Annotated in this window: 27 protein-coding genes; 8 read left to right on the top strand and 19 right to left on the bottom strand. The window is 66.8% G+C overall.

Annotated features, from left to right (window positions below; genetic code table 11):
• Positions 1 to 40 precede the first annotated feature (40 nt).
• Positions 41 to 1,078 carry an NAD(P)-dependent alcohol dehydrogenase gene (locus RU01_RS10455; protein ID WP_042574455.1) on the bottom strand — a complete coding sequence of 346 codons (1,038 nt, stop codon included), beginning with the start codon at positions 1,076 to 1,078 and terminating at the stop codon, positions 41 to 43.
• A gap of 93 nt (positions 1,079 to 1,171) precedes the next feature.
• Here RU01_RS10455 and RU01_RS10450 point away from each other — a divergent pair, with 93 nt between their 5' ends.
• Positions 1,172 to 1,741, top strand: a complete 570-nt coding sequence (locus RU01_RS10450; RefSeq protein WP_042574454.1) for a TetR family transcriptional regulator — start codon at positions 1,172 to 1,174, stop codon at positions 1,739 to 1,741.
• 27 nt (positions 1,742 to 1,768) lie between these two features.
• Here the strand turns inward: RU01_RS10450 and cynS are convergent, their stop codons facing one another.
• Together cynS and RU01_RS23140 are read right to left on the bottom strand one after the other, a co-directional pair.
• Complete coding sequence (gene cynS / locus RU01_RS10445; protein ID WP_042574453.1) at positions 1,769 to 2,209, bottom strand: cyanase; 441 nt, start codon at positions 2,207 to 2,209, stop codon at positions 1,769 to 1,771.
• A gap of 140 nt (positions 2,210 to 2,349) precedes the next feature.
• Entirely contained in the window at positions 2,350 to 2,496 is a 147-nt protein-coding gene (locus RU01_RS23140) for a hypothetical protein (RefSeq protein WP_197074734.1), read from the bottom strand.
• A 97-nt stretch (positions 2,497 to 2,593) separates the two neighbouring features.
• Here RU01_RS23140 and RU01_RS10440 point away from each other — a divergent pair, with 97 nt between their 5' ends.
• Complete coding sequence (locus RU01_RS10440) at positions 2,594 to 3,358, top strand: glycosyltransferase (RefSeq protein ID WP_231568668.1); 765 nt, start codon at positions 2,594 to 2,596, stop codon at positions 3,356 to 3,358.
• 6 nt (positions 3,359 to 3,364) lie between these two features.
• On the opposite strand, the gene RU01_RS10435 is transcribed toward RU01_RS10440, so the two are convergent.
• The 5 genes from RU01_RS10435 to RU01_RS10415 all read right to left on the bottom strand — a co-directional run bounded on the left by RU01_RS10435 (position 3,365) and on the right by RU01_RS10415 (position 7,723).
• Positions 3,365 to 3,931, bottom strand: a complete 567-nt coding sequence (locus RU01_RS10435) for a class I SAM-dependent DNA methyltransferase (RefSeq protein WP_042574451.1) — start codon at positions 3,929 to 3,931, stop codon at positions 3,365 to 3,367.
• Positions 3,928 to 4,677 (bottom strand): PIG-L deacetylase family protein, encoded by a 750-nt coding sequence (locus tag RU01_RS10430; protein ID WP_052493235.1) that lies wholly within the window; start codon positions 4,675 to 4,677, stop codon positions 3,928 to 3,930. The genes RU01_RS10435 and RU01_RS10430 overlap by 4 nt, the downstream gene beginning before the upstream one ends.
• A complete protein-coding gene (locus tag RU01_RS10425) occupies positions 4,674 to 5,636 on the bottom strand; it encodes an acyl-CoA dehydrogenase family protein (RefSeq protein WP_231568667.1) in 963 nt (320 codons plus the stop codon). Before RU01_RS10425 ends, RU01_RS10430 begins: the two co-directional genes overlap by 4 nt.
• A 65-nt stretch (positions 5,637 to 5,701) precedes the next feature.
• Positions 5,702 to 6,892 (bottom strand): acyl-CoA dehydrogenase family protein, encoded by a 1,191-nt coding sequence (locus tag RU01_RS10420; protein ID WP_042574449.1) that lies wholly within the window; start codon positions 6,890 to 6,892, stop codon positions 5,702 to 5,704.
• A 27-nt stretch (positions 6,893 to 6,919) separates the two neighbouring features.
• Positions 6,920 to 7,723, bottom strand: a complete 804-nt coding sequence (locus RU01_RS10415; RefSeq protein WP_042574448.1) for a bestrophin-like domain — start codon at positions 7,721 to 7,723, stop codon at positions 6,920 to 6,922.
• A gap of 148 nt (positions 7,724 to 7,871) precedes the next feature.
• Here RU01_RS10415 and RU01_RS10410 point away from each other — a divergent pair, with 148 nt between their 5' ends.
• The 5 genes from RU01_RS10410 to RU01_RS10390 all read left to right on the top strand — a co-directional run bounded on the left by RU01_RS10410 (position 7,872) and on the right by RU01_RS10390 (position 12,201).
• Complete coding sequence (locus tag RU01_RS10410) at positions 7,872 to 8,747, top strand: SDR family oxidoreductase (protein ID WP_042574447.1); 876 nt, start codon at positions 7,872 to 7,874, stop codon at positions 8,745 to 8,747.
• Complete coding sequence (locus RU01_RS10405) at positions 8,744 to 9,712, top strand: Bug family tripartite tricarboxylate transporter substrate binding protein (protein ID WP_042574446.1); 969 nt, start codon at positions 8,744 to 8,746, stop codon at positions 9,710 to 9,712. Before RU01_RS10410 ends, RU01_RS10405 begins: the two co-directional genes overlap by 4 nt.
• Positions 9,709 to 10,617, top strand: coding sequence for a DMT family transporter (locus tag RU01_RS10400; RefSeq protein ID WP_042574445.1), 909 nt, complete (start codon positions 9,709 to 9,711; stop codon positions 10,615 to 10,617). The genes RU01_RS10405 and RU01_RS10400 overlap by 4 nt, the downstream gene beginning before the upstream one ends.
• Positions 10,618 to 10,790: 173 nt before the next feature.
• Entirely contained in the window at positions 10,791 to 11,291 is a 501-nt protein-coding gene (locus tag RU01_RS10395) for a hypothetical protein (RefSeq protein ID WP_197074733.1), read from the top strand.
• Positions 11,278 to 12,201, top strand: coding sequence for a LysR family transcriptional regulator (locus tag RU01_RS10390; protein ID WP_042574444.1), 924 nt, complete (start codon positions 11,278 to 11,280; stop codon positions 12,199 to 12,201). The genes RU01_RS10395 and RU01_RS10390 overlap by 14 nt, the downstream gene beginning before the upstream one ends.
• Here RU01_RS10390 and RU01_RS10385 read toward each other — a convergent pair whose 3' ends face one another.
• The 11 genes from RU01_RS10385 to RU01_RS10335 form a co-directional block, all read right to left on the bottom strand.
• A complete protein-coding gene (locus RU01_RS10385) occupies positions 12,202 to 13,071 on the bottom strand; it encodes a dioxygenase family protein (protein ID WP_042574443.1) in 870 nt (289 codons plus the stop codon).
• A 9-nt stretch (positions 13,072 to 13,080) separates the two neighbouring features.
• A complete protein-coding gene (locus tag RU01_RS10380) occupies positions 13,081 to 14,151 on the bottom strand; it encodes a maleylacetate reductase (protein ID WP_042574442.1) in 1,071 nt (356 codons plus the stop codon).
• Positions 14,148 to 14,855, bottom strand: a complete 708-nt coding sequence (locus RU01_RS10375) for an alpha/beta fold hydrolase (protein ID WP_042574441.1) — start codon at positions 14,853 to 14,855, stop codon at positions 14,148 to 14,150. The genes RU01_RS10380 and RU01_RS10375 overlap by 4 nt, the downstream gene beginning before the upstream one ends.
• On the bottom strand, positions 14,852 to 15,649 hold the full coding sequence (locus RU01_RS10370; RefSeq protein WP_042574440.1) for an SDR family NAD(P)-dependent oxidoreductase: 798 nt from the start codon (positions 15,647 to 15,649) through the stop codon (positions 14,852 to 14,854). Before RU01_RS10370 ends, RU01_RS10375 begins: the two co-directional genes overlap by 4 nt.
• 50 nt (positions 15,650 to 15,699) lie before the next feature.
• Complete coding sequence (locus RU01_RS10365) at positions 15,700 to 16,905, bottom strand: VOC family protein (protein ID WP_042574439.1); 1,206 nt, start codon at positions 16,903 to 16,905, stop codon at positions 15,700 to 15,702.
• Between the two features lie 2 nt (positions 16,906 to 16,907).
• Positions 16,908 to 17,924: a fumarylacetoacetate hydrolase family protein gene (locus RU01_RS10360; RefSeq protein ID WP_042574438.1), complete on the bottom strand. Its 1,017-nt coding sequence runs from the start codon at positions 17,922 to 17,924 to the stop codon at positions 16,908 to 16,910.
• A 40-nt stretch (positions 17,925 to 17,964) separates the two neighbouring features.
• Positions 17,965 to 18,357, bottom strand: a complete 393-nt coding sequence (locus RU01_RS10355; protein ID WP_042574437.1) for a nuclear transport factor 2 family protein — start codon at positions 18,355 to 18,357, stop codon at positions 17,965 to 17,967.
• Entirely contained in the window at positions 18,354 to 19,832 is a 1,479-nt protein-coding gene (locus RU01_RS10350) for an aldehyde dehydrogenase (RefSeq protein WP_042574436.1), read from the bottom strand. Before RU01_RS10350 ends, RU01_RS10355 begins: the two co-directional genes overlap by 4 nt.
• A gap of 155 nt (positions 19,833 to 19,987) precedes the next feature.
• Positions 19,988 to 20,827 (bottom strand): HpcH/HpaI aldolase/citrate lyase family protein, encoded by an 840-nt coding sequence (locus tag RU01_RS10345; RefSeq protein ID WP_231568665.1) that lies wholly within the window; start codon positions 20,825 to 20,827, stop codon positions 19,988 to 19,990.
• Position 20,828: 1 nt separating this feature from the next.
• Positions 20,829 to 21,989 (bottom strand): CaiB/BaiF CoA transferase family protein, encoded by a 1,161-nt coding sequence (locus tag RU01_RS10340; protein ID WP_042574434.1) that lies wholly within the window; start codon positions 21,987 to 21,989, stop codon positions 20,829 to 20,831.
• A 33-nt stretch (positions 21,990 to 22,022) separates the two neighbouring features.
• Positions 22,023 to 23,228 carry an FAD-dependent oxidoreductase gene (locus RU01_RS10335; protein ID WP_042574433.1) on the bottom strand — a complete coding sequence of 402 codons (1,206 nt, stop codon included), beginning with the start codon at positions 23,226 to 23,228 and terminating at the stop codon, positions 22,023 to 22,025.
• Between the two features lie 92 nt (positions 23,229 to 23,320).
• Here RU01_RS10335 and RU01_RS10330 point away from each other — a divergent pair, with 92 nt between their 5' ends.
• Positions 23,321 to 24,256, top strand: coding sequence for a LysR family transcriptional regulator (locus RU01_RS10330; protein WP_042574432.1), 936 nt, complete (start codon positions 23,321 to 23,323; stop codon positions 24,254 to 24,256).
• The last annotated feature ends 3 nt before the right edge of the window (positions 24,257 to 24,259 follow it).

Below are 24,259 nucleotides of genomic sequence, written 5' to 3'. Positions count from 1 at the left end.
TGTTCTGCGCAATCGAGCCATCGCGTCCGACCCGTCCAGGTCACTCGAGATCACTCATGTCGAGCACGAATCGATACCTGACGTCCCCCGCCTCGAGACGCTCGAGTGCCGTGCCCACTCGGGCGGACGGCATGACCTCGACATCGGCCGTGATGCCGTGTTCACCGCAGAAGGCCAACATCTCCCGAGTATGTGTGCGCCCGCCGCTGCCGGCGGAACTCAGTGACTTGCGTCCGACCAGAAGACCGAGAGTGTCCACCGAGATCGGCCCGAGAAAGCCGACGGTACAGAGTGTTCCGTCGAGCGCGAGGCTCGCCAGGTACGGCGCCAGGTCGTGCGAGACCGGAATGCAATCGACGATGAAATCCAATGATCCGACCACCGCCTCCATGGCGTCGCCGTCCCGCGAGAGCACTGTGTGGTCCGCTCCGAGTGCGCGCGCCTCGTCCGCCTTGGTCGTCGACGTCGTGAATACCGTGACCTGCGCTCCCAACGCGTGGGCGAACTTGACCGCCAGGTGCCCCAGCCCGCCGAGTCCGGCGACGCCGACGCGCGACCCGGGTCCGATGTTCCAGCGCCGCAGGGGTTCCCACACCGTGATGCCCGCGCACATCAACGGTGCGACGGCGGCGGCATCGAGTGCCGCGGGCCGATGGAAGACGAACCTGTCACGCACGACGTACTCCGCGCTGAACGCGCCGACCGTCGTCGTGCCGTCGACTCGATCCGTGCCGCCGTAGGTGAGGGTGGGAAAGTCGCGGCAGAAGTTCTGCTGCTCCGCGGTGCACATGTCGCACCGACCGCAGGAGTCGACGATGTTGCCCACGGCGACCTCGTCCCCGGTAGAGAAGTCCGTGACTGCGTCCCCCACGGCTACCACCGTGCCCACGAACTCGTGGCCCGGGGTCAGCGGAAAGTGTCCGGCCGGATCGTTCACCGCGTGCAGATCCGAGTGGCACACACCGCAGAACGTGACGCGGACCGCGACGTCGTCGTCACGAAGCGCGCGGCGAGTGAAGGCGAACCGTTCCAGCGTCGCTCCCGTAGTGAGCGCGCGATATCCGGTGGTGGGCCTCATGGTGCCTCCTCGGTCGTTTCCAACCAACTAGTTGTTTATCGACACCCTACCCCTTCCAACCAACTGGTTGGTGGCCTGCCTACACTCGTGCCCATGGGAGATGCGGCGATGACGAAAGAACGGCTACTCGACGCCGGCGTGACCGAATTCGCGCAATACGGCATCGCCGGCGCGCGCGTCGACCGCATCGCCGCGAGCGCCGGGATCAACAAGTCGCAGATCTACGCGTACTTCGGCAGCAAGGACGGACTGTTCGACGCGGTGTTCGATCACCGTGTCGACGTCGATATCGCAACGGTCGCACTGGATCCGGACGACATTCTCGCGTACGTGACGGCTCTGTACGACATGTACCTCGGCGATCCGGAATTGGTGCGGCTCCTCACGTGGGCCCGTCTCGAGCGCACACCTCGGGGAGCACTGTTCGGCCACCGCGGCGACCCGGACCGTCCCGTTCTGGACGCACTACGGGACGCGCAGAAACGCGGGGTGCTGGTCGACGACATCACCCCGGAAGACCTCTGGTCGATGATCGTCGCCCTGGCCGCGACCTGGGCGCAGTCAGCGATCGTCCACACGGCGGACACCCGCGAAGAGACTTCCGTGCACGACCGTCGGAAAGCCGCTCTCGCCCTCACGGCGCGCCGAGCGTTCTGTGCGTGACCGGTTACTCAGGCCCCACGGCGCACGTCACGTCGTCCACCGGTAGTCGAGGAACTTCCCGTCGAACGTGACGACGACTCTGTCGCCGTCCTCGTGGGGCCTCCGCGACACATCGACCGTGAAGTTGATGGCGCTCATGATCCCGTCGCCGAACTCCTCGTAGATCAGTTCCTTCAGGGCCGGCCCGTACACCTGGAGCGCTTCGTGGAAACGGTAGACGGTCGGATCCGACTCGAGGTTCAGAGCGCCTCGGTACGGGGCCAACGTCAGCTCGTCGAGCGACCCGTCGGGTAGTTCCAGCAGATCGGTCAGCACCCGAGCCTGAGCGTCGTCCAGGGGATGCTGTCCGTACAGTGCCGACACCGTCCACGCTGTCGGCGACCCCAGCGCGGCGGCAATGTCCTTCCAGGACAACCCGAGACGCTTCTTCGCCAGTCTGACGGCCGTGGTGGCGGTGGGCGCGTTCACGCTGCTACCTCGGCAGCAGTCGACTGCACTTCCTGGTTGCACATCGGGTGACCTCTCGGTGGTGGGAAGACGCTGTCGTCGTCATCCCACCACCGACCGGGGCGATCCGCGACCGGACGCGGGTCGCTACTGCGTCGGTGTCAGGAATTCTCGTTCGCGTCGCCGGGATGAGGCACGTTCTCCTCGTCGACGTATGCCGTGTGCTCGGTGTCCGCGTCGTGGTCCCGCGGGCCCTCGTTGGTTCCTGCGGCGGGTACTGCGTCTGCGGCATCGCTGGGCATCGTCATGTTCTCTGCTCTCGTCGAGGAATCCGGATGTACGAGGTGATGAATGCCCCACCCGCCGTCCGCGCAACCATTCCCGGCCCCTCGCGGCTCGACGGCCGTGACTCGTACTCGCTCACGATTGGCAGAACACGGAACTGGGCATCTCGGTGGGGTGCACTTCACTCCGGTCCGCCCAGACCGCTTCGTCGTCGTCGTCCCTGCGCACAACGAGGTCGAACTACTTCACCGGTGCCTGGTCGCCCTGCGCAATGCTCGTGCAGCATCGCCGATCCCGGTCAGGATCGTCGTCGTACTCGACTCCTGCACGGACGGCACGTCCGACGTGGTCGGCACCGGGGTCGACGTCGTCGTCACCGATGCGCGCAACGTCGGTTCGGCCCGAAAGATCGGATTTCGCGCCGCAGAGGTGACGAGCAGCGCGTCGACCTGGTGCGTCAGTACCGATGCCGATTCCGTCGTGGACCGCGACCATTTCCGGACATTGGCGGAGTGCGCCCGCGACGCACACGTCGTCACCGGATCCGTTCGTGTGTCGGAATGGGCGCACCGCTCCACTGCTCTCGCGCGGCGATACGAACGAGACTATGCAGCCGAACACAGTCGTGGGCTGCGGCATGTCCACGGGGCCAATCTTGCTGTCCGCGCCGATGCCTATCGGTCGGTCGGAGGTTTCCGCCCTCTCGGCGAACACGAAGATGTCGATCTGGTCGACCGACTGGAACGCCGAGGATTCCGGGTGCGCAGCGAGGGCGCGCCGTCGGTGATCACCTCCGCGCGCTCGAGCCGGCGGACAGCGGGCGGATTCGCGTCGTTTCTCGACACCCTCGCCGAGGAAACGGACCCGCCCGCGATCACCGCCTGAACGCGGTCAGGAATCCACCCGGAACACATCGATCAGGACGTCGTCGTCGCGGTACTGCGCAACGATCGTCATCCCCGATGCGGACCCGAATGCGGTGTGCACCTGGTCCGCTGTACTCGGGTACTCCGGCACGTCGTGACGCCAATGCGCGATACATACTGCGCCACCCGGCTCGGTCGCCGACACTGCAGACGACGCCAACCGGTCGAGATCGAACGGGTCGAAGTAGTAGCACATCTCGCTGAGGACGACGAGGGCGAAACGGCCGTCCGGCCACCCGTCGTGGAGGGATTCTCGACGGAACGTCGCGTTGGCGATTCCGCGTTCACGGGCACGACGCAGGGGCGCCTCCGCAATGTCCGTCGACAGCACGTGGTCGCATCGGCTCGCGAGGAGTTCCGTCAGCACCCCGATCGAGCAGCCGGGCTCGAACGCCGACCGGTAATGCTCGTCCGGCAACATCGACAGGGTCAGCGCATACTTCCTCCGCTCGTACCACCGGGTTTCGAAGCCCCAGGGGTCCGGGTCGGCGTCGTACATACGCTCGAAGTACTGCCCGGACATCCCGCTCATACGAACACCGTCTCGTGACGACGGGTGAGCCGTTCCAGCACCCACGGCGGGAGGATTTCGTCATCGTCGTCGGCGCGGATCTGTGTGTGGAACCTGCTCACTGCAGCCAACTTTCGGTCGTAGGATTCGTCGCTCGTGAGCACCGTCCGGGCCGAGGTCCAGGGAACCTGCGGATCGGCGGGCTCCGCCCAGTGCCACATCCAGATGGGGTATTCCACCACCACGCACCCGGCGGCGGTCGCCGCGTCGACCGATGCCCGGCCGACCGCCTCGTGATCCGGATGTCCGTCCGTGCGCAGTGTCGTCGCACACCAGACGTTCTCACCTCCGCCGAGTGTCGTCAGGACGTCGTGCAGACGCTCGGCCAGTTCCCGTTCGTGCTTGTCGACCTGCCCGTCCGGCACACCCAGTCGCACCGAATTGCGCACCCCGAGATCCTCGCGTGCGGCGTCACTTTCGGCGACCCGCAGCCGTTCGAGGTCGCGCCGGGTTCGAGACGGTCTCGGGGTGTGCGACGCACCGCCGTCCGTCACGGCCACGAGAGTGACCGCAGCGCCGGCCGCCGCCCGTGCCGCAGCCCATCCGCCCACTCCGAGCACCTCGTCGTCCGGATGAGGAGCCACCACGACCAGGTGTGAACAAGCGCTGTCGTCGAGGAGCGGAAAGACCGTGCCCGCCTGCAGCCACACGGATTCCGGCGTGCCGCGGGCGGCGATCGGACGGTCGGCGAACCGCTCGACGCTCACCGATTTTCCCACCCGGCTGCAACAGCATGCCCGAGCGTCTCCAGATCGACCTCGGCATGGCTCTGCCGCAGGTACACCGTCAGATCTGCGGCTCGCCGGGCATGGGCGTCGTCGAGAGCCCACGGCGCTGCCCCGAGCGCGCGGCCTACCCGGTCGAGCACCTCCTGTGCAGCGCGTTCGACGATGGCCCGAACACGGAACGCACGGATTCGCGCATCCTCGAGTGAGTCCGGGTGTCGATCGACGGCCGCTGCAGCTCCCTCGAAAGTGTGCCTACAGGCTGCCAGTGCCGCGTCCACTGCTCCGAGATGAGCCAGCGCGTGCGGCCCGGCGCGGCCCTCTCCGGCTCGGCGATACAGCGGCTCGGCAACTCCGGACGCGGCTCCGAACCAACACGCCGCAACTCCGATCGCACCGTGCCAGAACCCGGCGCGACCGGTGTAGAAGTCGGGGTCCCCGACCGCGGAGGCACGAGCACCGTCGAAGGACACTGCTCCGGTATCGCTGTCATGCATACCGACGGGGGGCCAGGAGTTGGGTTCGGGACGAACCGTCGACCGGTCCAGCACGACCGCGAACAGGCGTGAAACACCGTCGGCCCGAGCAGTAACCAGGGCGTGGGTACATCTGTGCGCCCCGGAACACCACTGTTTACGACCCGACAGGGTCCATGAACCGTCGGCCAGTCGTCGCGCCTCGACCGCCGGGGCCACCTCGGCTGCCCACACGCCCCACAGCTGACCCGACGACACAGGATCAGCGCCTGCCTCGGCAAGGATCGCGGCAGCGTCGTAGTGCGCTTCGAGCAGTCTGCCCACGACGGTGTCGGCGCGGGTCCAGTCCGTCAGCGCGGTCCACCGCTCGCCGGTAGCACCCGAGCCGGGCAGAGGGAGATTCCCTGTGTCGGCAACGATGGTGCGGACAGCGGCCGATACCCGGCTGCCGATGTCATGGGCCACGCGTCGCTCCCGAGGTTGTCGTTCGAACTGACGGTGTACCCCGACGGCCCGATCCCCACGCGGAGCTACGTGGCCCGCCCCAGCAGTTCGTCGGAGATGATCCGCATCTGGATCTCGCTGGTTCCTTCGAAGATCTTGGTCAGCCGTGCGTCACGCCAATGTCGCTCGACTTGGTAGTCGGTGGTGTAGCCGGCACCCCCGTGGATCTGGACGGCCTCACTGGTCACCCGTTCCGCCATCTCGGTCGCGACGAGTTTGCACATGGACGCTTCGAGTGAGCAGCGCCGCCCGGTGTCGATATCGGTGGCGACGGAATACATCAGCTGCCTGGCAGCCTCGATATCCGCCGCCATCGTCGCGATCTTGAAGCGGAGGTGCTGGAAATCCGCGAGTGGATGTCCGAACTGGCGACGCGTGTGCATGTACGCGATCGAGTCCTCGAGTCCCGCGCGCGCCAGCCCGATAGCCCGCGCGGCGGTGTGCACACGGCCCACCTCCAGTCCACTGACCGCGAGGTAGAAGCCGCGGCCCTCCTCCCCCAGCATGTTCGGCGCCGGGACTCGGAACTCGTCGAACGCCAATTCCCATGTCTTCCAGCCGAAATATCCGATCGTCCGGGCGGCGGTGCCGCGGATGCCGGCCGGGAACGATCCACGCTCCTTGTCGATGAGGAACGCACTGATACCGCGGTGCGGCGCGGCCGGGTCGACACGAGGATCCGTCCTCGCGAACAAGACGATGTAGTCGGCCTCGTCCGCGTACGTGCACCACATCTTCGTTCCGGTGACGATCCAGTCGTCGCCGCTGCGGGTCGCGCGGCACGCGATGTTCGCGATGTCCGACCCGGCGTCGGCTTCCGACAGCGCGTAGGAGCCGAGGTAGTCGCCCACGGCCACCCTCGGCAGCAGCGCGGCCTGCTGTTCGGCCGTGAATCCGCCGCCCATTCCGTTTCCCCGGGCGAGCAGACCGGACACGCTCATCCACGCCCGCGACAATTCTTCGGCGACGAGGCAGTACTCGAACACGCCGAGTCCCAGGCCGCCGTGCTCCTCGCCGATCAGGATGCCGAAGAAACCGATGTCGGCCATCGCCTTCTTCAGCGACTCGGGGATCCTGCCCTGCACGGGGTCGAGCTCGTTCGCCACCGGAAGTACGTGCGTCATCGCGAAGTCGCGGGCGAGATCGCGGATCGCGATGCGGTCGTCGGTCAGGTACCGCGGTGAGTCCGGGCGGGGGTTGCTCGGTCGATGGGTCACGGGACTGCTCCTGACGGAGGCCGAGGGCTAGGTCGGGATACCGTTCGCGTCACACGGCACCGAATGTCCGTCGTCGATGAGGTGCAACGTCACCCGCATCTCGTCGGGTTGGATACTGCCGGACCAGTCGGCGTACGGATGGTCGAGAAACGCGACGACGACCAGAGCCGACGCTACCAATGCGGAGACGAAGGCAATCGGGATCGACTGCACCACTGCGCTTTCCCGCTTGTCGGCCTGGACGCACATGTAGGTGAGGATCGCCGACGCTCCGATGCCCAACACGATCCACAGCGGAAGAGGAACGGACGGTTCCGCCTCGGCCGCGCGGGCCCGGCGACCGTCCCGGCGCTCGGCTTGCTGATCGAACCATTGCCCGTACGCCGCCTCCTGAGAGGCACCCACCGGTTCCTTGGCCGCGAATTCGTCCACCATGGAGTCGACCCAGTGATCGACCGCCGGGGACCGCTCTCCGCGCGCCATGGCCGGCCACTCGTCGGAGACCACGGCACGGGAGTAACAGATGAGACCGCCGTGCAGGCCGTCGCCGTCATGCCCTTCGAGAACATCGGCGACGTTGTGCAATTCCGTCACAGCAACGGCTTCCATGCTGGCACCGTTGCGCGCACTTTGATAACTCTGCAGCGCGAAGAAGATGGTGAATGCCAGCAGCACGGCGAACATGGTTCCGATCACCGTCAGAGCGCCTGCCGCCCGGGTGCTGTCGATGAACCAGCCGGGGTCGGGTGCCCGGGTCCGCACTGCCAATTTCACGGTGACGGCCAACGCCACGACGACGACCACGATCGCACCCAGTATCCAGCTCGACACCGCGCAACTGTAGGCGCGCCAGCAGTTTCGCGCGACCGGTACCGCATTATCCGAGACCGACCATTCCGCTACGCTGCGCGCCGGCGGATTCTATGGTGTTCAGCGACGCAGGATTGCGCCGTGCGGACCGGACAGAGGACGTGCTGTGATGGCGAGCATCAGAAGGTCGCTCAGGCTGGCCGGAATGCGTCCACTCCCTCGATGGCATTCCGGTCCCGCAATTCCTCTGCACGGCAAACGGATTCTGATAACCGGCGCGTCGTCCGGAATAGGCGCCGTCGCGGCCGTGAAACTTGCTTCCGAGGGTGCGACCGTTCTCGCGGTCGCGCGTCGGGAAAGCCTCTTGAACGACGTCGTCGGCACGATCGAGGCCTCGGGTGGCACCGCGATCGCCATTCCGGCAGACCTGTCCGACCTCGACGACGTCGACGCCGTGGTCGAGCGCGCCGGGCACGTGGACGTCCTCATCAACAATGCGGCCAGATCGATTCGGCGGCCGCTCTCGGAGTCCCTCCAGCGATGGCACGACATAGAGCGGGTGATGGCACTCAACTATTACGCGCCGCTCCGGCTCGTCCGGGGACTGTCTCCCGGAATGCTCGAACGCGGAGACGGCCACATCATCAATGTCGCCACGTGGCGTGTCCTTCCGGAGTCGTCGCCGATGTTCGCCCCCTACAACGCCTCCAAAGCTGCGCTGAGCGCAGTCAGCCGCGTCATCGACACCGAATGGGGCGCAGCGGGTGTTCATTCCACGACCATCTACTACCCCTTGGTGGCGACACCCATGATCGCGCCGACACGCGCCTACGACGGTGTCGGCGCGCTGAGTGCGGAGGAAGCCGCCGACTGGATGGTGACTGCCGTCAAGACCCGACCCATCCGCATCGCTCCCCGTAAAGCCCTGGCTCTCCGGGCACTCGATGTCGTCGCACCGCGCATGCTGAACACCATCCTCGAACGGGAGACGGACCGGATGAACGCGAGAACTGCTTCTGCTGCCCTGATGGCGGACCCGGCGTGAACAGGTCCGCGTTCGCTGCCGCGGTCGCCGTCACGCTGACGCTGACCGGTTGCGCGACAGAAGAACCCACCGCGAACGTGACGTATCCCGCGGGGCCCGTCACGATGACTGCCGGGGCCGACGAGGGCAGCGGTTTCGACCTCACCATCCGCTCCGTCGTCGACGCGCTGCAGAAGGAACGCATCGTCGATGTTCCACTGCCGGTGCAGAATCGACCGGGCGGCAGCGGCGCCGACTTCCTCGCCTCCATGGTCCGCGACCACCAGGGCGCCGACGACCAGATCGCGGTGACGTCGCTGTCGATGATGGTCAATCAGGTACGCGGCACGTCCGACCTCGGATACACCGACGTCACCATGATCGCCCGCCTCATCACCGAGTACTACATGGTCGTGACACCGACCGGGTCCCCCCTCGGCACTCTCGGCGACGTGATGGCCGCCATCAGGACCGACCCGGCGAGCGTCACGGTCGGGGCCGCGAACGACGACGAACTCCCCTTCGGTCTCCTGGTAGCGGCGGCCGGTGGCGACCCGTCGACCGTCCGCTACGACACCCGTGAAGGTGGCGGTGAGCAGATCGCCGCCCTCGCGGACGGCACCGTCGACGTCGCGGTGGGCGGCGTCAGCGAATTCGTCGATCAGGTCACCGCCGGAAACCTCACGGCACTCGGTGTCCTCGCCGAGGACCGCCTTCCCGGACTCGATGTCCCCACCGCTCGTGAACAAGGGTTGGACGTCACGCTGTCGAACTGGCGAGGCCTCTACGGACCGCCCGACATGCCGGCCTCCGCCGTCGACTACTGGCAGAACGCGCTCGCCGCGATGGTCGAGACACCCACCTGGAAACAGATCGCGGAACAGCGCAAGTTCACGACCACCTTCATGATCGGCGCCGAGTTCCAGGACTTCCTGGCGTCGAGTCAGGAGGACGTCGAGACCGGATACCGCGCAGCGCCGCGATGACCGACTCCGGCTCCGCAGCAGCGCTTCCCGGCACGACCTCATCGGGACACAGACCCGAGAATCTGGTCCTCGGTGCGGCCTTGATCACCGCGGCGTTCTTCTGTGTCGCCCTGGTCGGAGCTTTGGCGAAACAGTCCGGAACGTACACCTCGACGGGGGTGCTGCTGCTGTTCCAGAACGCGATAGGACTGCTCTTCGTCGTCCCGGTGGCTCTGCGGGGCGGACGGTCGACGGTGGCGACCGGGCGGTTCGGCATGCACGTCCTGAGAGCGGCTATGGGGACGGCATGCTGGTACGCGCTCTTCTTTGCCATCACCCGAATACCGCTTGCCGACGCGACGCTGCTCACCTACAGCGCACCGCTGTGGATGCCGTTCATCGCATGGGCGGTCACCCGGCAGCGAGTCGCGGGAGCCACCTGGATCGGCGCGGGCATCGGGTTCGTCGGAGTGATTCTCGTCCTCCAGCCACAGGGACACAGCTTCGGCCTCGGCTCGGCATCCGCCCTGGCCGGCGCGCTGTTCCTGGCTCTCGCGATGATGTCGGTGCGCTGGCTGGGTGCCACCGAACCGGTCATCAGAGTCCTCTTCTACTACTTCCTGCTGTCCACCGTGATCTCCGTCCCGATCGCGCTGGCGGACTGGGAACCGATACCGCGGCAGGCGTGGGTGTCGTTGACGGCACTCGGCGTCGCACAGCTGGCCTCGCAGACGCTCATCGTGGTGGCCTACCGGTACGCCTCCGCCGAGAAGATCGGCCCGTTCATCTACTCCGTCATCATCTTCGCCGCCCTCGTCGACTGGGTCGTCTGGAATCACCGACCCTCGCTCGTCGCCGGCCTCGGCATGGCGCTCGTCATCGGTGGAGGGCTCGTCGCGGTCCGGGTGCGACGACGGTCGGGGTGAGGGCGACAAGCCCGTCGACGGAACCGCCCGCGTGTCCGCCGATCGTGCCGTAGGTTCCCTCCATGCTCCGAGCGCCGATCACTGCAACCCGTGGCCGCTCCATTCACCGCAGACATGGTCACCCCAGCAAGATAGGCCAGCTCGCAGGTGGTGATCCCTGCAACACTCGGTACATGCCATCACCCGCCTCCGTGCCCCGTCAGCAGACCTCGAGGCACCTGTATGTCGCACTGGAGACGCAGAGGACCGACCCCTGCGTCCAGCGCATCCAGGCCACCGATCTTCGACGTGCGACGGCCGTTCACGACGAGCTGAGCGACCCTGCCGCGGGAATCGTCGCGGTCCTGGACGTCGAGTTCCTCATCGCGTCGTCGGCACGTACGGCGCGCCAGGAATATCGTCGCCGCGGGCTGGACGACGTCACCGCGAGGACGGTGCAGTACGTCGGCACGCCGACAGGACTCGCGGGACTGATCGCCGACATCGGCGCCGCGGGAGTGGCCGACGGGGTCGTCCTCGTCGCGCTGGACGACAGTGCCTCGACCGAGTTGTTCTCGTCCACAACGCTTCCGCATCTCCTACGGCTCGGTATCGTCGACACCGAGAACGCGTCGGTAGTGGGTGCCGAGGCTCGATCATCTGCGAGAGAGTGTGTAGCACATGGAGGTTCGTGAGCTGGAGTGGTTCGTCGTGTTGGCGAGGACGGAGAATGTGACCAACGCGGCGACACAGCTCCATGTCAGCCAACCGACGTTGTCCAGAGCGCTCGCCAGAATAGAACGGCAACTCGGCGTGAAGCTGTTCGACCGCAATCAGAATCGGCTGCGTCTGAACAAGTACGGCGAGATCTACCGGGCACATGCCGAGCGCGCCATGAAGGAGCTCACGCAGGGCGAAGAACGCATCCGCACCCTCGTCGACCCGCATCAGGGCGTCGTGTCGTTGGGATTTCTGCATTCCTTCGGTGGATGGCTCGTTCCGTCGTTGCTCGATCGCTATCACGTGCAGGCGCCACTCACGTCGTTCGAATTGGAAGGTGGGGCAGCAGATTCCATCGTCGAGGCAGTGCGGTCGGGCCGGATCGACATCGGCTTCGTCGCACCCCGACCTGTCGCAGACGACCTGGCGTGGGTACGACTGGGACGCGAACTGCTGTGTCTCGAGGTGCCACCGGGTGACGATTTCGCCGATCGGGAGTCCATCTCGATCGCCGAGATCTCGACGCGCCCCATGATCGCACTCGGACAGAGCTACGGACTGCGACACGTGGTGGACAGATTGTTCGACGATGCCGGCTGCGTGCCGTCGATCAGCATCGAGGCCACGGAGCTGTCCACGCTCCGCGCCCTCGTGCGCCACGGAAGTGGAATCGCGATCGTTCCGGTACCGCGTTCGGATCAGCAATCTCCCACTGTCACAGTGCCGATCAGCGACGCCAACGCATTCCGCTCCTACGGCGTCATCACGCGGAACGACGGTCCGACGGGGAGTGCCGCGCGCGCATTCCTGGAATTCGTGACCGGTTCGTACGACGAGTCGTTGCTCGACGAGCCGACCACGGCGTCGCCGGTCCCGACGGCCTGATTACTGCGACGGTGCGAGCACGATGTCGAAGGTGACCTCGCTCCATGTCGACACCGCGCGACCGTCGGGCGTCGGAACGCCCTCGCGACGTACGAACTGCTTGATCAACGACTCCTTGACGCCGAACACCGCATCTTTCCAGCCGATCTCGTCACCGTCGACGAAGATGTGCGTGACCAACCGGCGATAGCCGTCGGCAGTGACCATGAAGTGCAGGTGGCTCGCGCGCATCGGCGACCGTCCCACCGCGGCGAGCATGCTCCCGACGGGGCCGTCGTGCGGAATCGGGTAGGGCGTCGGAGTCAGCCCCCAGAAGCGGAACGCGCCGTTGTCGTCCGAGAACAGGTGCGCCCGGGCGGCCGTTCGATCGTCGTCGTACTGGACGTCGTACAGGCCGTCCTCATCCGCTTCCCAGACCTCGATCCGCGCGCCGACGACTGGACGGCCATCGGTCCCCCGGACGGTTCCGCTCACCCAGCAGGGCTCACCGGCCGCACCGAAGGCCATGTCTCCGCCGTCCTGGATCTCGGGAGCCCCGTCGACGAAGAAGGGCCCGAAGACGGTGGCCTCGGTGGCATCCGCCACCGGTGGGTTATTCATGCCGATGACCTGCATGGACAACCCCAGCACGTCGGACAACAGGATGAACTCCTGACGGGTCTCGGTGCACGTCTGCCCGGTCCGGGTGAGGAAGTCGATCATCGTGTTCCACTCGGTCTCCGTGAGCCTGAGCTCGCGGGCCGCGGCGTGAACATGGCGGGTCACCGTCTGCATGATCTGCCGTAACCGGCCGTCGGGTGCTCCGTCGAAGGACCGCACCACGGTGTCGACGAGCATCTGCTCGCGTTCTGTCTGTACATCGTCGGACATGGTTGCTCCTCAGTAGTCGCGGCGTCCCACAGGGGCACCTGCCCACGCAGCGGCGATGAGCCCGCGCAGCGTCGATGCGTCGACCGGGCGCGGAGTGGACGGTGGTACGAGTGCCGCGACCCGCGTTGCAGCATCGTCGATGCCGCCCTCCGGCATACCGAGTTCCCGCAACGATCCGACCACACCGAGCTCCTCGCGCAGGGCGAACAGGCCGGATGCGGCGTCGGGGCCGCCCACCGCGTGTGACACTCGCGACGCGGCATCCGGAGCCGTCGACGCGAACAGATCCATGACGTACGGCAGCACGACGGCGTGGGTCTGCGCATGGGCCAGATCGAAGGTACCGCCGAGCACATGGCAGATCTTGTGGTGCAGTCCACTCCCCGCCGACGCGAAGGCGACGGCGGCCAGATACGCGCCGTACAGCGTGCGTTCGAGGGCATCCAGGTCGTCTGCGTCGGCGGCGATCCCTCGGAGCCCGGGAACCAGTGCCCTGATCCCCTCGGTCCCCAGCGCGGTGTTGATCGGGTCGGCGCGAGGTGCCCAGAAGCCGTCCACCGCGTGCGCAAGGGCGTTGAGTCCCGACGCCACGGCCAGGTCGGCGGGCAGCGTCGCGAACAATTCGGCGTCGTAGACGACTGTCCGAGGGAGCACCGCCGGACTCGACCCGGTGGTCTTCCGATCGCCCGCGGTCTGCCCCCACACGTCGGTCGCTTCGGATCCGGCGAATGTCGTCGGAACCGCGACGATCGGTGTCCCGGTGTCGCGAGCGACGTACTTGGCGAGTCCGGTGGCGGACCCTCCACCGATGGACACGACCACATCGACGTTCTCGCGCCGGGCGAGCGCCACGGCTGCGTCGCCGTGTTCCACGGGTACGTGCTGGACGATCTCGCCGATCCTGGCGACCACCGGGATTCGCGTCGCCACCGAGTCGGCCACCGCGGCCACCGAGGTGTCCGCGACGAGCAGAACTCGAGCGCCGGACAGTGCGGCGACCGCGGCCTCCACGTTGTCGACGACGCGACCGTGCTGGAACAGCACTCGCTGCGCGAGGGTGGTGTGGTCGAAGGCCATCATGCTCGGGCCACCGAGTCGGTCAGCGCGGCATGCCAGCGAGCGAGGTTCGCGGCGACGGATTCCGGTGCTTCGAGCGTCGACAGATGACCCACGCCGGCGAGCACGACCAGTTCGGCACCCGGAACCAAGCTGGTGACCTCACGACCCAGGTCACTCGGTGTGATGGCGTCGTCGGTGCCGGCGATCACCAGGGTGGGCACGGTGAGAGAAGACAGTTCGTCCCGACGATCGTGTCGGGTCATCACGGCGACCTGCTGGGCGACGAGGACGTCCTCCCCCAGGTCGCGTGCCATCGTCGCGGCGAGATCGGCGACCTCCGGCCGACGGGGTGCTACAGCACCGGACATCGCGGTCACCGCCTCGTCGAAGCGTCCCCCGCGCACCATCTCGATGATGCGACGAGAGTTCTCCCGACGCCCGGCGTCCGCTGCGATCGCAGACGAGTTCAGCAGAGCCAGGCCGTGCACCCGCGGTGACATCCGGAGCGCTATCTCCAGGGCTACATAGCTTCCCATCGAGTTCCCCGCGACGGCGAACCGTGGGGGGCATTGCTCGAGGACGCTGTCCGCCATCGCCGAGATCGATGATCCTTCTCCGCGAACCACGATCGTCTCGATCGAGTCCGCCAGCAGGTCGGCGACGGGCTGCCAGAGACGTTCGTCCGACCCGAGTGCGGGGACGAAGACGAGCGGGAGTGCTGTCATGTCGCTGCTCCGTCGACAGCCAATATGCATCCCGAGGTGAAGCCCGCGTGCTCGGACACCAGGTAGGCCACCGCTTCGGCTATCTCCGACCCGGTTCCGGTGCGGCCCAGCGGTATCGCTGCTCGGGTGGCGGCCTGTGCATCGGCGGGGAGTGCATCGAAGATGTCCCGGACTCGACCCGCGTCCGGAAGGACCAGTCCGGGAGACACCGCGTTGACGGTGATTCCGGTGGTTCCCAGGTCCTTCGCCAACTGCTTGGTGAATCCGTTCACGGCGGCCTTCGACGCGGCATAGGGCAGACGCGCGCCGACTGTCCCCGAGGGGCCCGAGAGCCCCTTCGCCACCGCCGACGAGAAGTTGACGATACGGCCGTAGTCGTGTCGGAGCATGAGCTGCACCGCTTCTCGGCTGCAGAGGAACGCAGTGGTGAGATTGTTGTCCACCACCCTGCGCCACACGTCCACCCCGAGATCCGCGAGCGAGCGCACCGGGTCCGTGCCGCTACCTCCCGCAGTGTTGACCAGGGCGTCGAGTCGGCCGAAGCGTTCGTCGATCTGCTGGAACGCCGCCACGACGGCCGCCTCGTCCGCGAGATCGGCGACGACGGTGATGACCTCGATGCCGGGGTGCAGCTCCTCGATGTGGGCTCGGGTGTTCTTCAGGCCCGTGTCCTGCAGGTCGAGGAGAGCGAGTGAGAAGCCCGCTCTCGCCAGACGTTCGGCGATCTCGGCTCCCAGGCCCTGTGCGGCGCCGCTGACGGCGGCGACGCGGGTGACGGTGGTGTGGTCGGACACGGATCTCCTATGACGTGATGTGAACGGACGGGTTCGCCGAGAAGCGGACATCAGCCGAGCGGACCCCAGAAGGTCTCGCCGCCGTATGTGTCGGACATCGGCTCCAGGGTCTCGGGCCACACGCCGGCCTCCACCACACGACGACCCGACTGCGGACGCACGGCACCGTCCCAGCCGACCTGCTCCATGTAGTAGTAGAGCTGCATGACGTGTCCGTCCGGTGACACCGCGTGCAGGACGTAGTCGATGCCGGGGTGGATCTCCGGCGGGAGGTCGACGAGCTTCACGCCCCTGCCCTCCAGGAAAGTCCGTGCGGCCCGCAACTGCTCGTACGATCCCACCTGGACACCGAAGGCGAGCAGCGTCGTCTCGTCACCCAACCCGAGCGGCTCGCGTGCCTCGACCGGGAACAGAGCGATGCTGTGATGCTCGGTGTTGGCACGCAGGAAGACCGCGCGATGGCCGAGTACAGACGTCTCCTCGGACACGACGAGTCCCAGCGTCTCGGTGTAGAAGCGCACAGCGGCATCGAGATCGGAGACGAAGATGCTTACGGGGCCGATGCGTACGGGCTTGAACGGACGGGACAACAGCACGCCGCCCACGTCGTGCGTCTTGGGGAGAGTGTCGACCCACCGGTGTCCCGAGGTCAGGTCGATCCCTGCCTTCTCCGCATCGTCGAGCTCGGTTCCCTCCGAGCGGGTGGGCAGAGCCGGATGCTCGTTCGCCCACGGCCACATGATCTCCGGCTTGCTGACGCCGTCCCAACCGACCTGCTCGATGCCGTACTCGAGTTCGTTCGTGTGACCCGTCGGATCAGGGAAGTAGGTGTGCCAGTTGGACCCCGGATCGCGCCCGTACCGGTCGACCTTCGAGCCCTGCTCCTCGAGCCACAGACGCGCCTCGACGACCTCGCGCAGCGAACCGACCTGCCACGTGATCTGGTTGACCGTGATGTCGTCCCGAGCCGGGCTCTCGTTCTTGTCCACCCACGCCCGCGGCATGAGCACGAGGGTGTGATGGTCGCTGTTGTGGCGCAGGAAGTAGATGCGCGTGTCCGAGAGACCGTCGAGCCAGGGTCCCGGGTCGTACTTGTTCAGGTCGAGCATGTCGGCCACCACGAATCCGAGAAGGTCGCGGTAGAACGCCACGGCGTCACCGGTGTCGGCGACGCTGATGCCGAAGTGGTTGAGCCGACGGATCTTGAACGGGCGGTCGTACGTCACTCCGCCGACGGAGTACTTCTTCGCGGCCACGGCTAGTGCCCCTTCCGCGTTCCGGTGACGGTGTTGGTGATGGAACCCAGTGCAGCCGAGCTGATCTCGACGACGTCGCCGGGGCTCAGGAACTTGGAGTCGTCGTCGAAGCCGCCGTCCGCGTTCTTGGTGCTCGAGTCGACTGCGGTGCCCTTCGGGGTGCCGCCGCTGATGAGATCTCCCGGGAACAGGGTGGAGTCACGGGAGAGGTACTCTCCCAACGCGGCAAACGAGTGGATCATGGATTTGGTACTACCGCTCTGCCGGACCTCACCGTTGACGCGTGCCTCGACGGGAATGTCCTGCGCATCCAGTCCCTCGTCGACGACGATCCACGGACCGACGCTCGCTGCACCGTCGAAGTTCTTCGAGTACTGGAAGTCCGGGCCGAAGGAGATGTTGTCTCGGATCGACCAGTCGTTGACCAGGGTGTAGCCGTAGATGTACTGGTCGAAATCCGCTGCGGCGATGTCCTTCCCGCGCCGACCCAGGACCACGGCGACCTCGGCCTCGTAGTCCAGCAAGTCGGTGCGGGCGGGGTAGGACAGATCGTCACCGTCCGCGGACACCACTCGGGGATCCTTGATGAAGTACTTGGGCCCACCCGACACCAATCGGTCGAGGGTCGCCTTGTCGGTTCCACTCGACGTGTTGTCCGCTGCCGCCTGCATGTGGTCCGCGAAGTTGGCCAGCGCGGCGAAGATGCGCGACGGGCTCTCGATCGGCGCGTGCAGCGTGACCTCGCCGAGGTCGAATACCAGTTGCTCCCCGTCGACTCCCCTCGTATCAGGTCGCTCGGCGAGGTGATCTAGTGCCGCGCGGGCACCGGCCAACGCGCTGTCCCCCTGCTCGATGAACGAATTCAGGTCCGACGGGACTTCGTGATCCGCTCGTGCCGATGCCCGTGGGCTCGGCTCCTTCTCCGTCAGGTAGGCGATATAGGCCGCATGGAGGTCGACGACAGTGCCGTCGACGACGGCTCCCACGCGGCGGTGCGGTCCGAAAACTGCGATCTTCATGAATCTCCCTGTAGTGGTGAGTGAGTCAGTGGTGACCGAGTCACGTCGTCGGTGCGGAGGGATCGACCCCGACGTCGTCGAGCAGGCGTCCTCCGGCGGGTGTGAGGCTGTAGATCGCCAGAGAGGTGATCAGTCCGTCGCGCACCGTGAAGAAGTCGCCGAGGACGACGACATTGCCGTTCACGTCGAGGTCGATCTCAACGGCGACGTCGTCGCCGTCGACCAGCAGACGACGCGGCGACGGACGCATCGTGGTGGTGCCGTTCAGCCCACCCTCGTACATCCGCCCGATAGCTGCGGATCCGGTGAGGGTGCCGGCGGCGTTGCTCAGTACCGCGTCGGGTGCGAAGAGTGCGGTGACCGCGCCGGCATCACCGGCGGTGACCCCGGCGAAGTATGCGGTCACGACATCGGCCGGCGACTGGCCGCTCATGCGTCGAGGTAGCGCGTCGAAGCGTAGACCGACTGGTACTCCAGGTACGCGTTGATCCCCTCGGGACCGAGTTCGCGTCCGAGGCCGGAATCCTTGAACCCGCCGAACGGTGCACCCAGATCCAGTGTGTAGTAGTTCAAACCGATCGTCCCGGTGCGCACCTGACGGGCTACCGCCAACGCCCGGTCTTCGTCGGCGCTCCACACCGAACCGCCCAGCCCGTAGTTGCTGTCGTTGGCCATCCGAACGGCGTCGGCGTCGTCCTCGAACGGGATCAGTGCCATCACGGGGCCGAACACCTCTTCCCGCGCCAGGCGATCGCCGTTGTCGACGTCCGCGAAGACCGTCGGCTGTACGAACCAGCCGCGATCGAGATGCGCAGGGCGCTCGCCGCCCGCGACGAGGCGTGCACCGGAGTTCTTGGCGATGTCGATGTACCCCAACACCTTGTCGCGATGGCCGCTGGTAGCCATCGGGCCCATCGTGGTGGCGGCGTCCAGGGGATCACCGAGCACGTAGGAGTCGGCGAAGTGTCCGATGGCCTCGACGACCTCCTCGTACCGCGACCGGGCGACGAGGATCCGCGACTGTGTGGTGCAGGTCTGGCTGTTGTTGAGGAACGACGCGTTGTCGAGACCCGCGAGCACCGTGTCGATGTCGGCGTCCTCGAGGACGATCGCGGCGGACTTGCCACCGAGCTCCAGCGTCGACCGCCGAAGCAGTCGTCCGCACTCCTGACCGATGATGCGTCCGGCCTCGGTGGAACCGGTGAACGCGATCTTGTCGACCAGCGGGTGCGACACCAGTGCGGCACCCGCGTCACGGTCGCCCAGGACGATGTTCAGGACACCCGCCGGGAGGCCGGCCTCGAGGGCCGCATCGGCGAAAACGTAGGAATCCAAGGCAGTTTCGGGCGAGGGCTTGAGAACGACGGTGCATCCTGCGGCCAGAGCGGGCGCGATCTTGAACATCGCGAGCGCCTGCGGGAAGTTCCACGGCGCGATCGCGCCGACAACACCGACAGGGAGACGACGGACGATGGTCGAACCCGCCTGGCTCGGTCGCACCGACTCGAGCGGAAGCGCCTCCACGATGTCGGCGTACATCCGCAGCAACGCTCCGGGCGCACCGCCGTTGAGTGCGTGCGACAGACCGAGAATCATGCCGTTCTCGCGGCTGACCAGGGTGGCCGTGTCTCCGGCTCGCGCGTCCAGGGCGTCGGCGAAGGCGCGCAACACGGTGGCGCGCTCGGCCGCGGTGGTGCGGCCCCACGGGCCTTCGTCCAGTGCCCGACGGGCCGCGCGGACGGCGCGATCGATGTCGGCCTCGCCGGCGAGAGCAGCGACGCCGAGGCGTTCACCGGTGGCTGCTTCGATCTGGTCCCGCAGCTCGATCCGCACGGGATCGACCCACTCGCCGTCGATGAAGAAGCGGGTGCGATCCAGACTGCTCGGCCTGTCGACGGTGACGGACATCAGGGATTCTCCTCGGTACTCGGAACGAAGGGCGACGACCGTGGAGTGAGACTCCGGTCACTGTCGAGTCTGTGCGCCGGCACACAGTCGCTGCAATGCCAGGATGTTCCCGGCCACCATGCTTGCGGCGTATCACTGCAGTTCCGGCGCTCGCGCTATCCGGCCGAAGACGGCGCGGAAGCCACGCCGGCGGAGTGCAGGACGCGGTGAGCGCGAGCAAGCACTGGCGCGTCCACCATGAACCCGTCGACCTTCACGGCAGCCCCCGACAGGGCAGCCGCGACGATCCTGCGCGCGGTCTCCACCTGATCGTCGGAGGGCGCGAACGCGCGCCTGGCCGGGTCGACCTGCGACGGATGAATCAAGAGTTTGCCGCCCATACCCATCTCCTGCGCATGCCTGATGTCGTCGGTGAGAGCACTCACGTCGCCGAGCGCTGTGGTGACTCCGTCGATCGGCGGGGGCTTGCCGCCCACTCTCGATGCCAGGACCAACCGGGACCGGGCGTGCATCATCGCCGCCCGAGACGGTTCGGCGCCGAGATCGACGGCGTAGTCCAGGTGGCCGAACGCCAGCCGCGCCACGTCCGGGTCGCGCGCGAGAGCAGCCGCGCAGTCCAGGCCCGCGGCCGTCTCGACCAGCGCGACGGCCTGTCCGCGCACGCTCCGCTCGATTCCGGCCCAGTCCACGGTGACGTCCGCCTTCGGAACCATCACGCTGCACAGGCCCGCAACGTCGGACAGAGCTTCGATGTCGTCGTGGTGATGATCGCTCGTGACGGCATTGACCCGGACACAGCCGATTCCGCCCTCCGACAGCCAGCGCACCACGTGTGTGCGCGCTGCGGCTTTCGCCTCCTCTGCCACGGCGTCCTCGAGATCGAGGATGACCATGTCGGCGCCGGCGCGCGCGGCTTTGTCGAACCGCTCGGGGCGATCTCCGGGAACGAAGAGGAATGTGGAGGCGTGGTCGACCGACGGTCGATCGGGCCTCACGTCACGCACCGGTTGCGACCGGTGACGCGATGCCGAACTCCGCGAGCACGGAGTCGGTGTGCTGGCCCACCTCGGGAATTGCGCCCATGACCGGCGCCGCGTCCGACATCGTGACCGGCGGTACCAGCGCACGCAGCGGGCCGGCCGGCGAATCGTAGGTCCGCCACCGATCTCGGGCGGCGAGCTGCGGGTGCGCCGCAAGGCCGTCCATCGTACGCAGCAGCGCGTTCGCGATACCCGCCTGCTCCAATTTCTCCGCCACCGATTCCGCTGTGTCGGAGGCGAAGACGGCCTCGATGGCACTGCGCAACTCGGCGTTGTTCTCGACCCGGCTCGAGTTGCGGAGGAACCGCGGGTCGTGTGCCAGCGCCGGGGTGTCGAGGATGACGTCGCAGAACGTCGCCCATTCGCGCTCGTTCTGGATACCCAGGAATACCTCGTTCGCGTCCCCACAGGTGAAGGGCCCGTACGGGGCGATCGCCGCGTGCCTGGCGCCGGTCCTCGACGGGGACGATCCGCCGTACATGGCGTAGTTGAGGGGGAACCCCATCCACTCGGCGAGCGCCTCGAGCATGGACACCTCGATGGTGGCGCCCTCACCTGTGCGGTCGCGGCGGATCACCGCGGTCAGGACGCCGGAGTAGGCGTACATCCCGGATGCTATGTCCGCGATGGAGATTCCGACTTTCGACGGCTCGTCCTGCGTTCCGGTGATCGAGACGAGACCGGCCTCGCACTGCACGAGCAGGTCGTACGCCTTCTTCGACGAGTACGGTCCGCCGCGTCCGTACCCGGAGATCGAGACGTGGATGAGACGGGGGTGACGGGCACGCAGATCCTCGGCACCGAGCCCCAGCCGCTCGGCAGCACCCGGGGCGAGGTTCTGCACGAAGATGTCGGCCTGACCGACGAGCGCGTGGACCGCCGCACGCCCCTCGTCCGACTTGAGGTCGAGCGCCACGGATTCCTTCGAACGATTCAGCCACACGAAGTGACTGGCCAGCCCGTGCACGGTCTCGTCGTAGCCACGGGCGAAGTCGCCCACGCCGGGTCGCTCGATCTTGATGACGCGGGCGCCGAGATCAGCGAGCTGCCGCGTGGCGAAGGGCGCCGCGACGGCCTGTTCCAGCGACACGATCGTGAGTCCGTCGAGAGGATTCATGGTGGTACACCTTCGTTTCGGGTGGTGGTCGCGCTACACGGAGAGCAGCGACGGACTTTCGAGGGTCTTGGTGAAGTACAGGACGTCGGCCGCGAACTCGCGGTCCCGCGACATCCGGCGGAACATGTCCAGATCCCGATCTCGCTGCACGGGATCGGACGAGTGGAACAGCAGCTTCTTGTTCGACGATGCGCGCGGACTCGCCTTGTCGACGAAGGCCGACCGTCGTTGTCGCGCATACTCGTCGAGAACGTCGTCGCTCGCTCGACCGGTGACGACAGCACCCAGACCTTCGATGAGCGAGTAGGCGTCGAACAAGCCCATGGTCAGCCCGAGTCCACCCGTCGGGTTCGTCGCGTGCGCGGCGTCACCGGCGAGCAGCACCCGGCCCACCCGGAAGGCGGATGCGGCGCGTTGATGCATCCGGTACGGGGACGTGGCGACGACCTCGATCCGGTCGGCCACCTCGTGCCCGAATACCGCGGACAGGAAGCGTGGCATGCGGTCGTCGATCGAATCCGCGGGAAGATCCGCGTCCTCCATGTACGTGTACCGCCACAGCCCGTGATCACCCGACTCGTCGATCTTGGCGATGATCGCGCCGTACACGTCGTCGAGGTAGAAGGTGGACTGCGCCCATCCCTCACGGTCGTCGGGGAAGCGAATGTTGGTGGCGACGAACCGTTCCGGCCATGTCATACCCTCGAACTCGAGTCCCGACAGTCGCCGGACGGCCGATCCGGCCCCGTCGGCACCGACGAGCCACTCCGAGCGCAGGACTTCCTCCGAGTCGGCACCGCGCACCGTGACGTTCACTCCGGTCGCGTCCTGCTCGATCGCGGTGACCTCGTGGCCCCACAGCACCCGGACGTTGTCGAAGGCCTCGAGTCTGCCGAGTACGACCGCGGCGAGGGCGCCCTGACCGAGGTGCAGGTTGTGGGGTCTCTCGACCTTCCCGTCGAGCGCCGCGAGTCCGTACGAGATGATCTCGCCGGTGGCACGGACTCGATAGGCGTAGTCCTGCTTGAAGAATCCGGCACGACCGGCGTCGTCGAGGAGATCGAGTCGCGCCAAGCCGTCCAGGGTGGACCAGTGGTACACGATGGCCCGCGGTGTGTCCTGCAGACCCGGCGCCCGCTCGACGACCGTGACCGTGACGCCCTGTCGAGCCAGGCCGAGGGCGGTCAGGAGCCCCGTCGGGCCGGCCCCGATCACTGTCACCTGCTGATCTTCGGACACTGTTCCTCCATCACTCGCCTGGTTGTTCACGATCCTGCACTCGTCCCCGAAAGGCCAATACCATTGCGGTGGCCCTGCCATACACTCGGCGCATGGACATCCGGAGCGTCACTTACTTTCTCGCCGTTGCGGATGCCGGATCCATCACCGAGGCGGCACGTATCCTGCATCTGTCGCAGCCCCCGCTCAGCTCTGCGATGACCAAACTGGAGTCCGAGCTCGCCGTCCGGCTTCTCGAGCGCCATCCGCGCGGCGTGACCCTCACCGACGCCGGGCGCTACCTGCAGAACGCGGGCAGGCGACTCGTGGCCGAGGAGCAGCGCATCACGGCGGCGCTCAGGTCCATGGGGCAGGGACTGGACGGCGAACTCCGTATCGGCGCGGAACCGATCGGGTTGTGGCACATGGTCAACAGCGCGGTATCCGACTTCCTGGCAGAGTATCCGCGCATCACGTTCGAACTCGCCGACGCCAATCCTCTGGTTCTGCTCGAGAACCTGGCGGACGGCTACCTCGATCTTGCCGTCGTTCCCGTCCTGGTGGAAGAACCACTGCCCACGGTGAACGACGTCGCCTTCGACACGACGATCATCGCGCACTCGCCACTGACGCTGGTGGTGTCGGGGTCGTCGCCCCTCGCCGCACGGAAGCGGGTTGCTCTCGAGGAACTGCGGGGCGAGCGGTGGATACTTCCGTCCCGGGTGCCAGGGGCACGTAGCCTGTCCCGACTGATCGACGACAGATTCGCCGCCGTCGGCGGCAGCCCGGAGTCGGTCGTATCCGTCCCCACCGTCGAGACCGCAGCAGGTCTCGTCGCCGCAGGCGTAGGAATCTCCGTCATCAGTACCGTTCTGGCAGAGCATCATCCGGGCGTGGTGGCGGTCGAGGTGCAGGGTGGCTGGCCGGATCTGCCGCTCGGCGTCGTGACCCGGAGGGGAGGCGTCATCACCCCTGTCGCCGCACAGTTCGTCGATGTACTTCATCGCCGCGGCGACGGCAGTTCGGCGGCGCAGCGGTCGACGGACTGACAC

Source organism: Rhodococcus sp. MEB064 (assembly GCF_000834565.1).
In the GTDB taxonomy this organism is placed as follows: Bacteria; Actinomycetota; Actinomycetes; order Mycobacteriales; family Mycobacteriaceae; genus Rhodococcoides.
The sequence above is the reverse complement of the archived record's forward strand: the minus strand, read 5'-3'. Positions and strand labels throughout refer to the sequence as shown.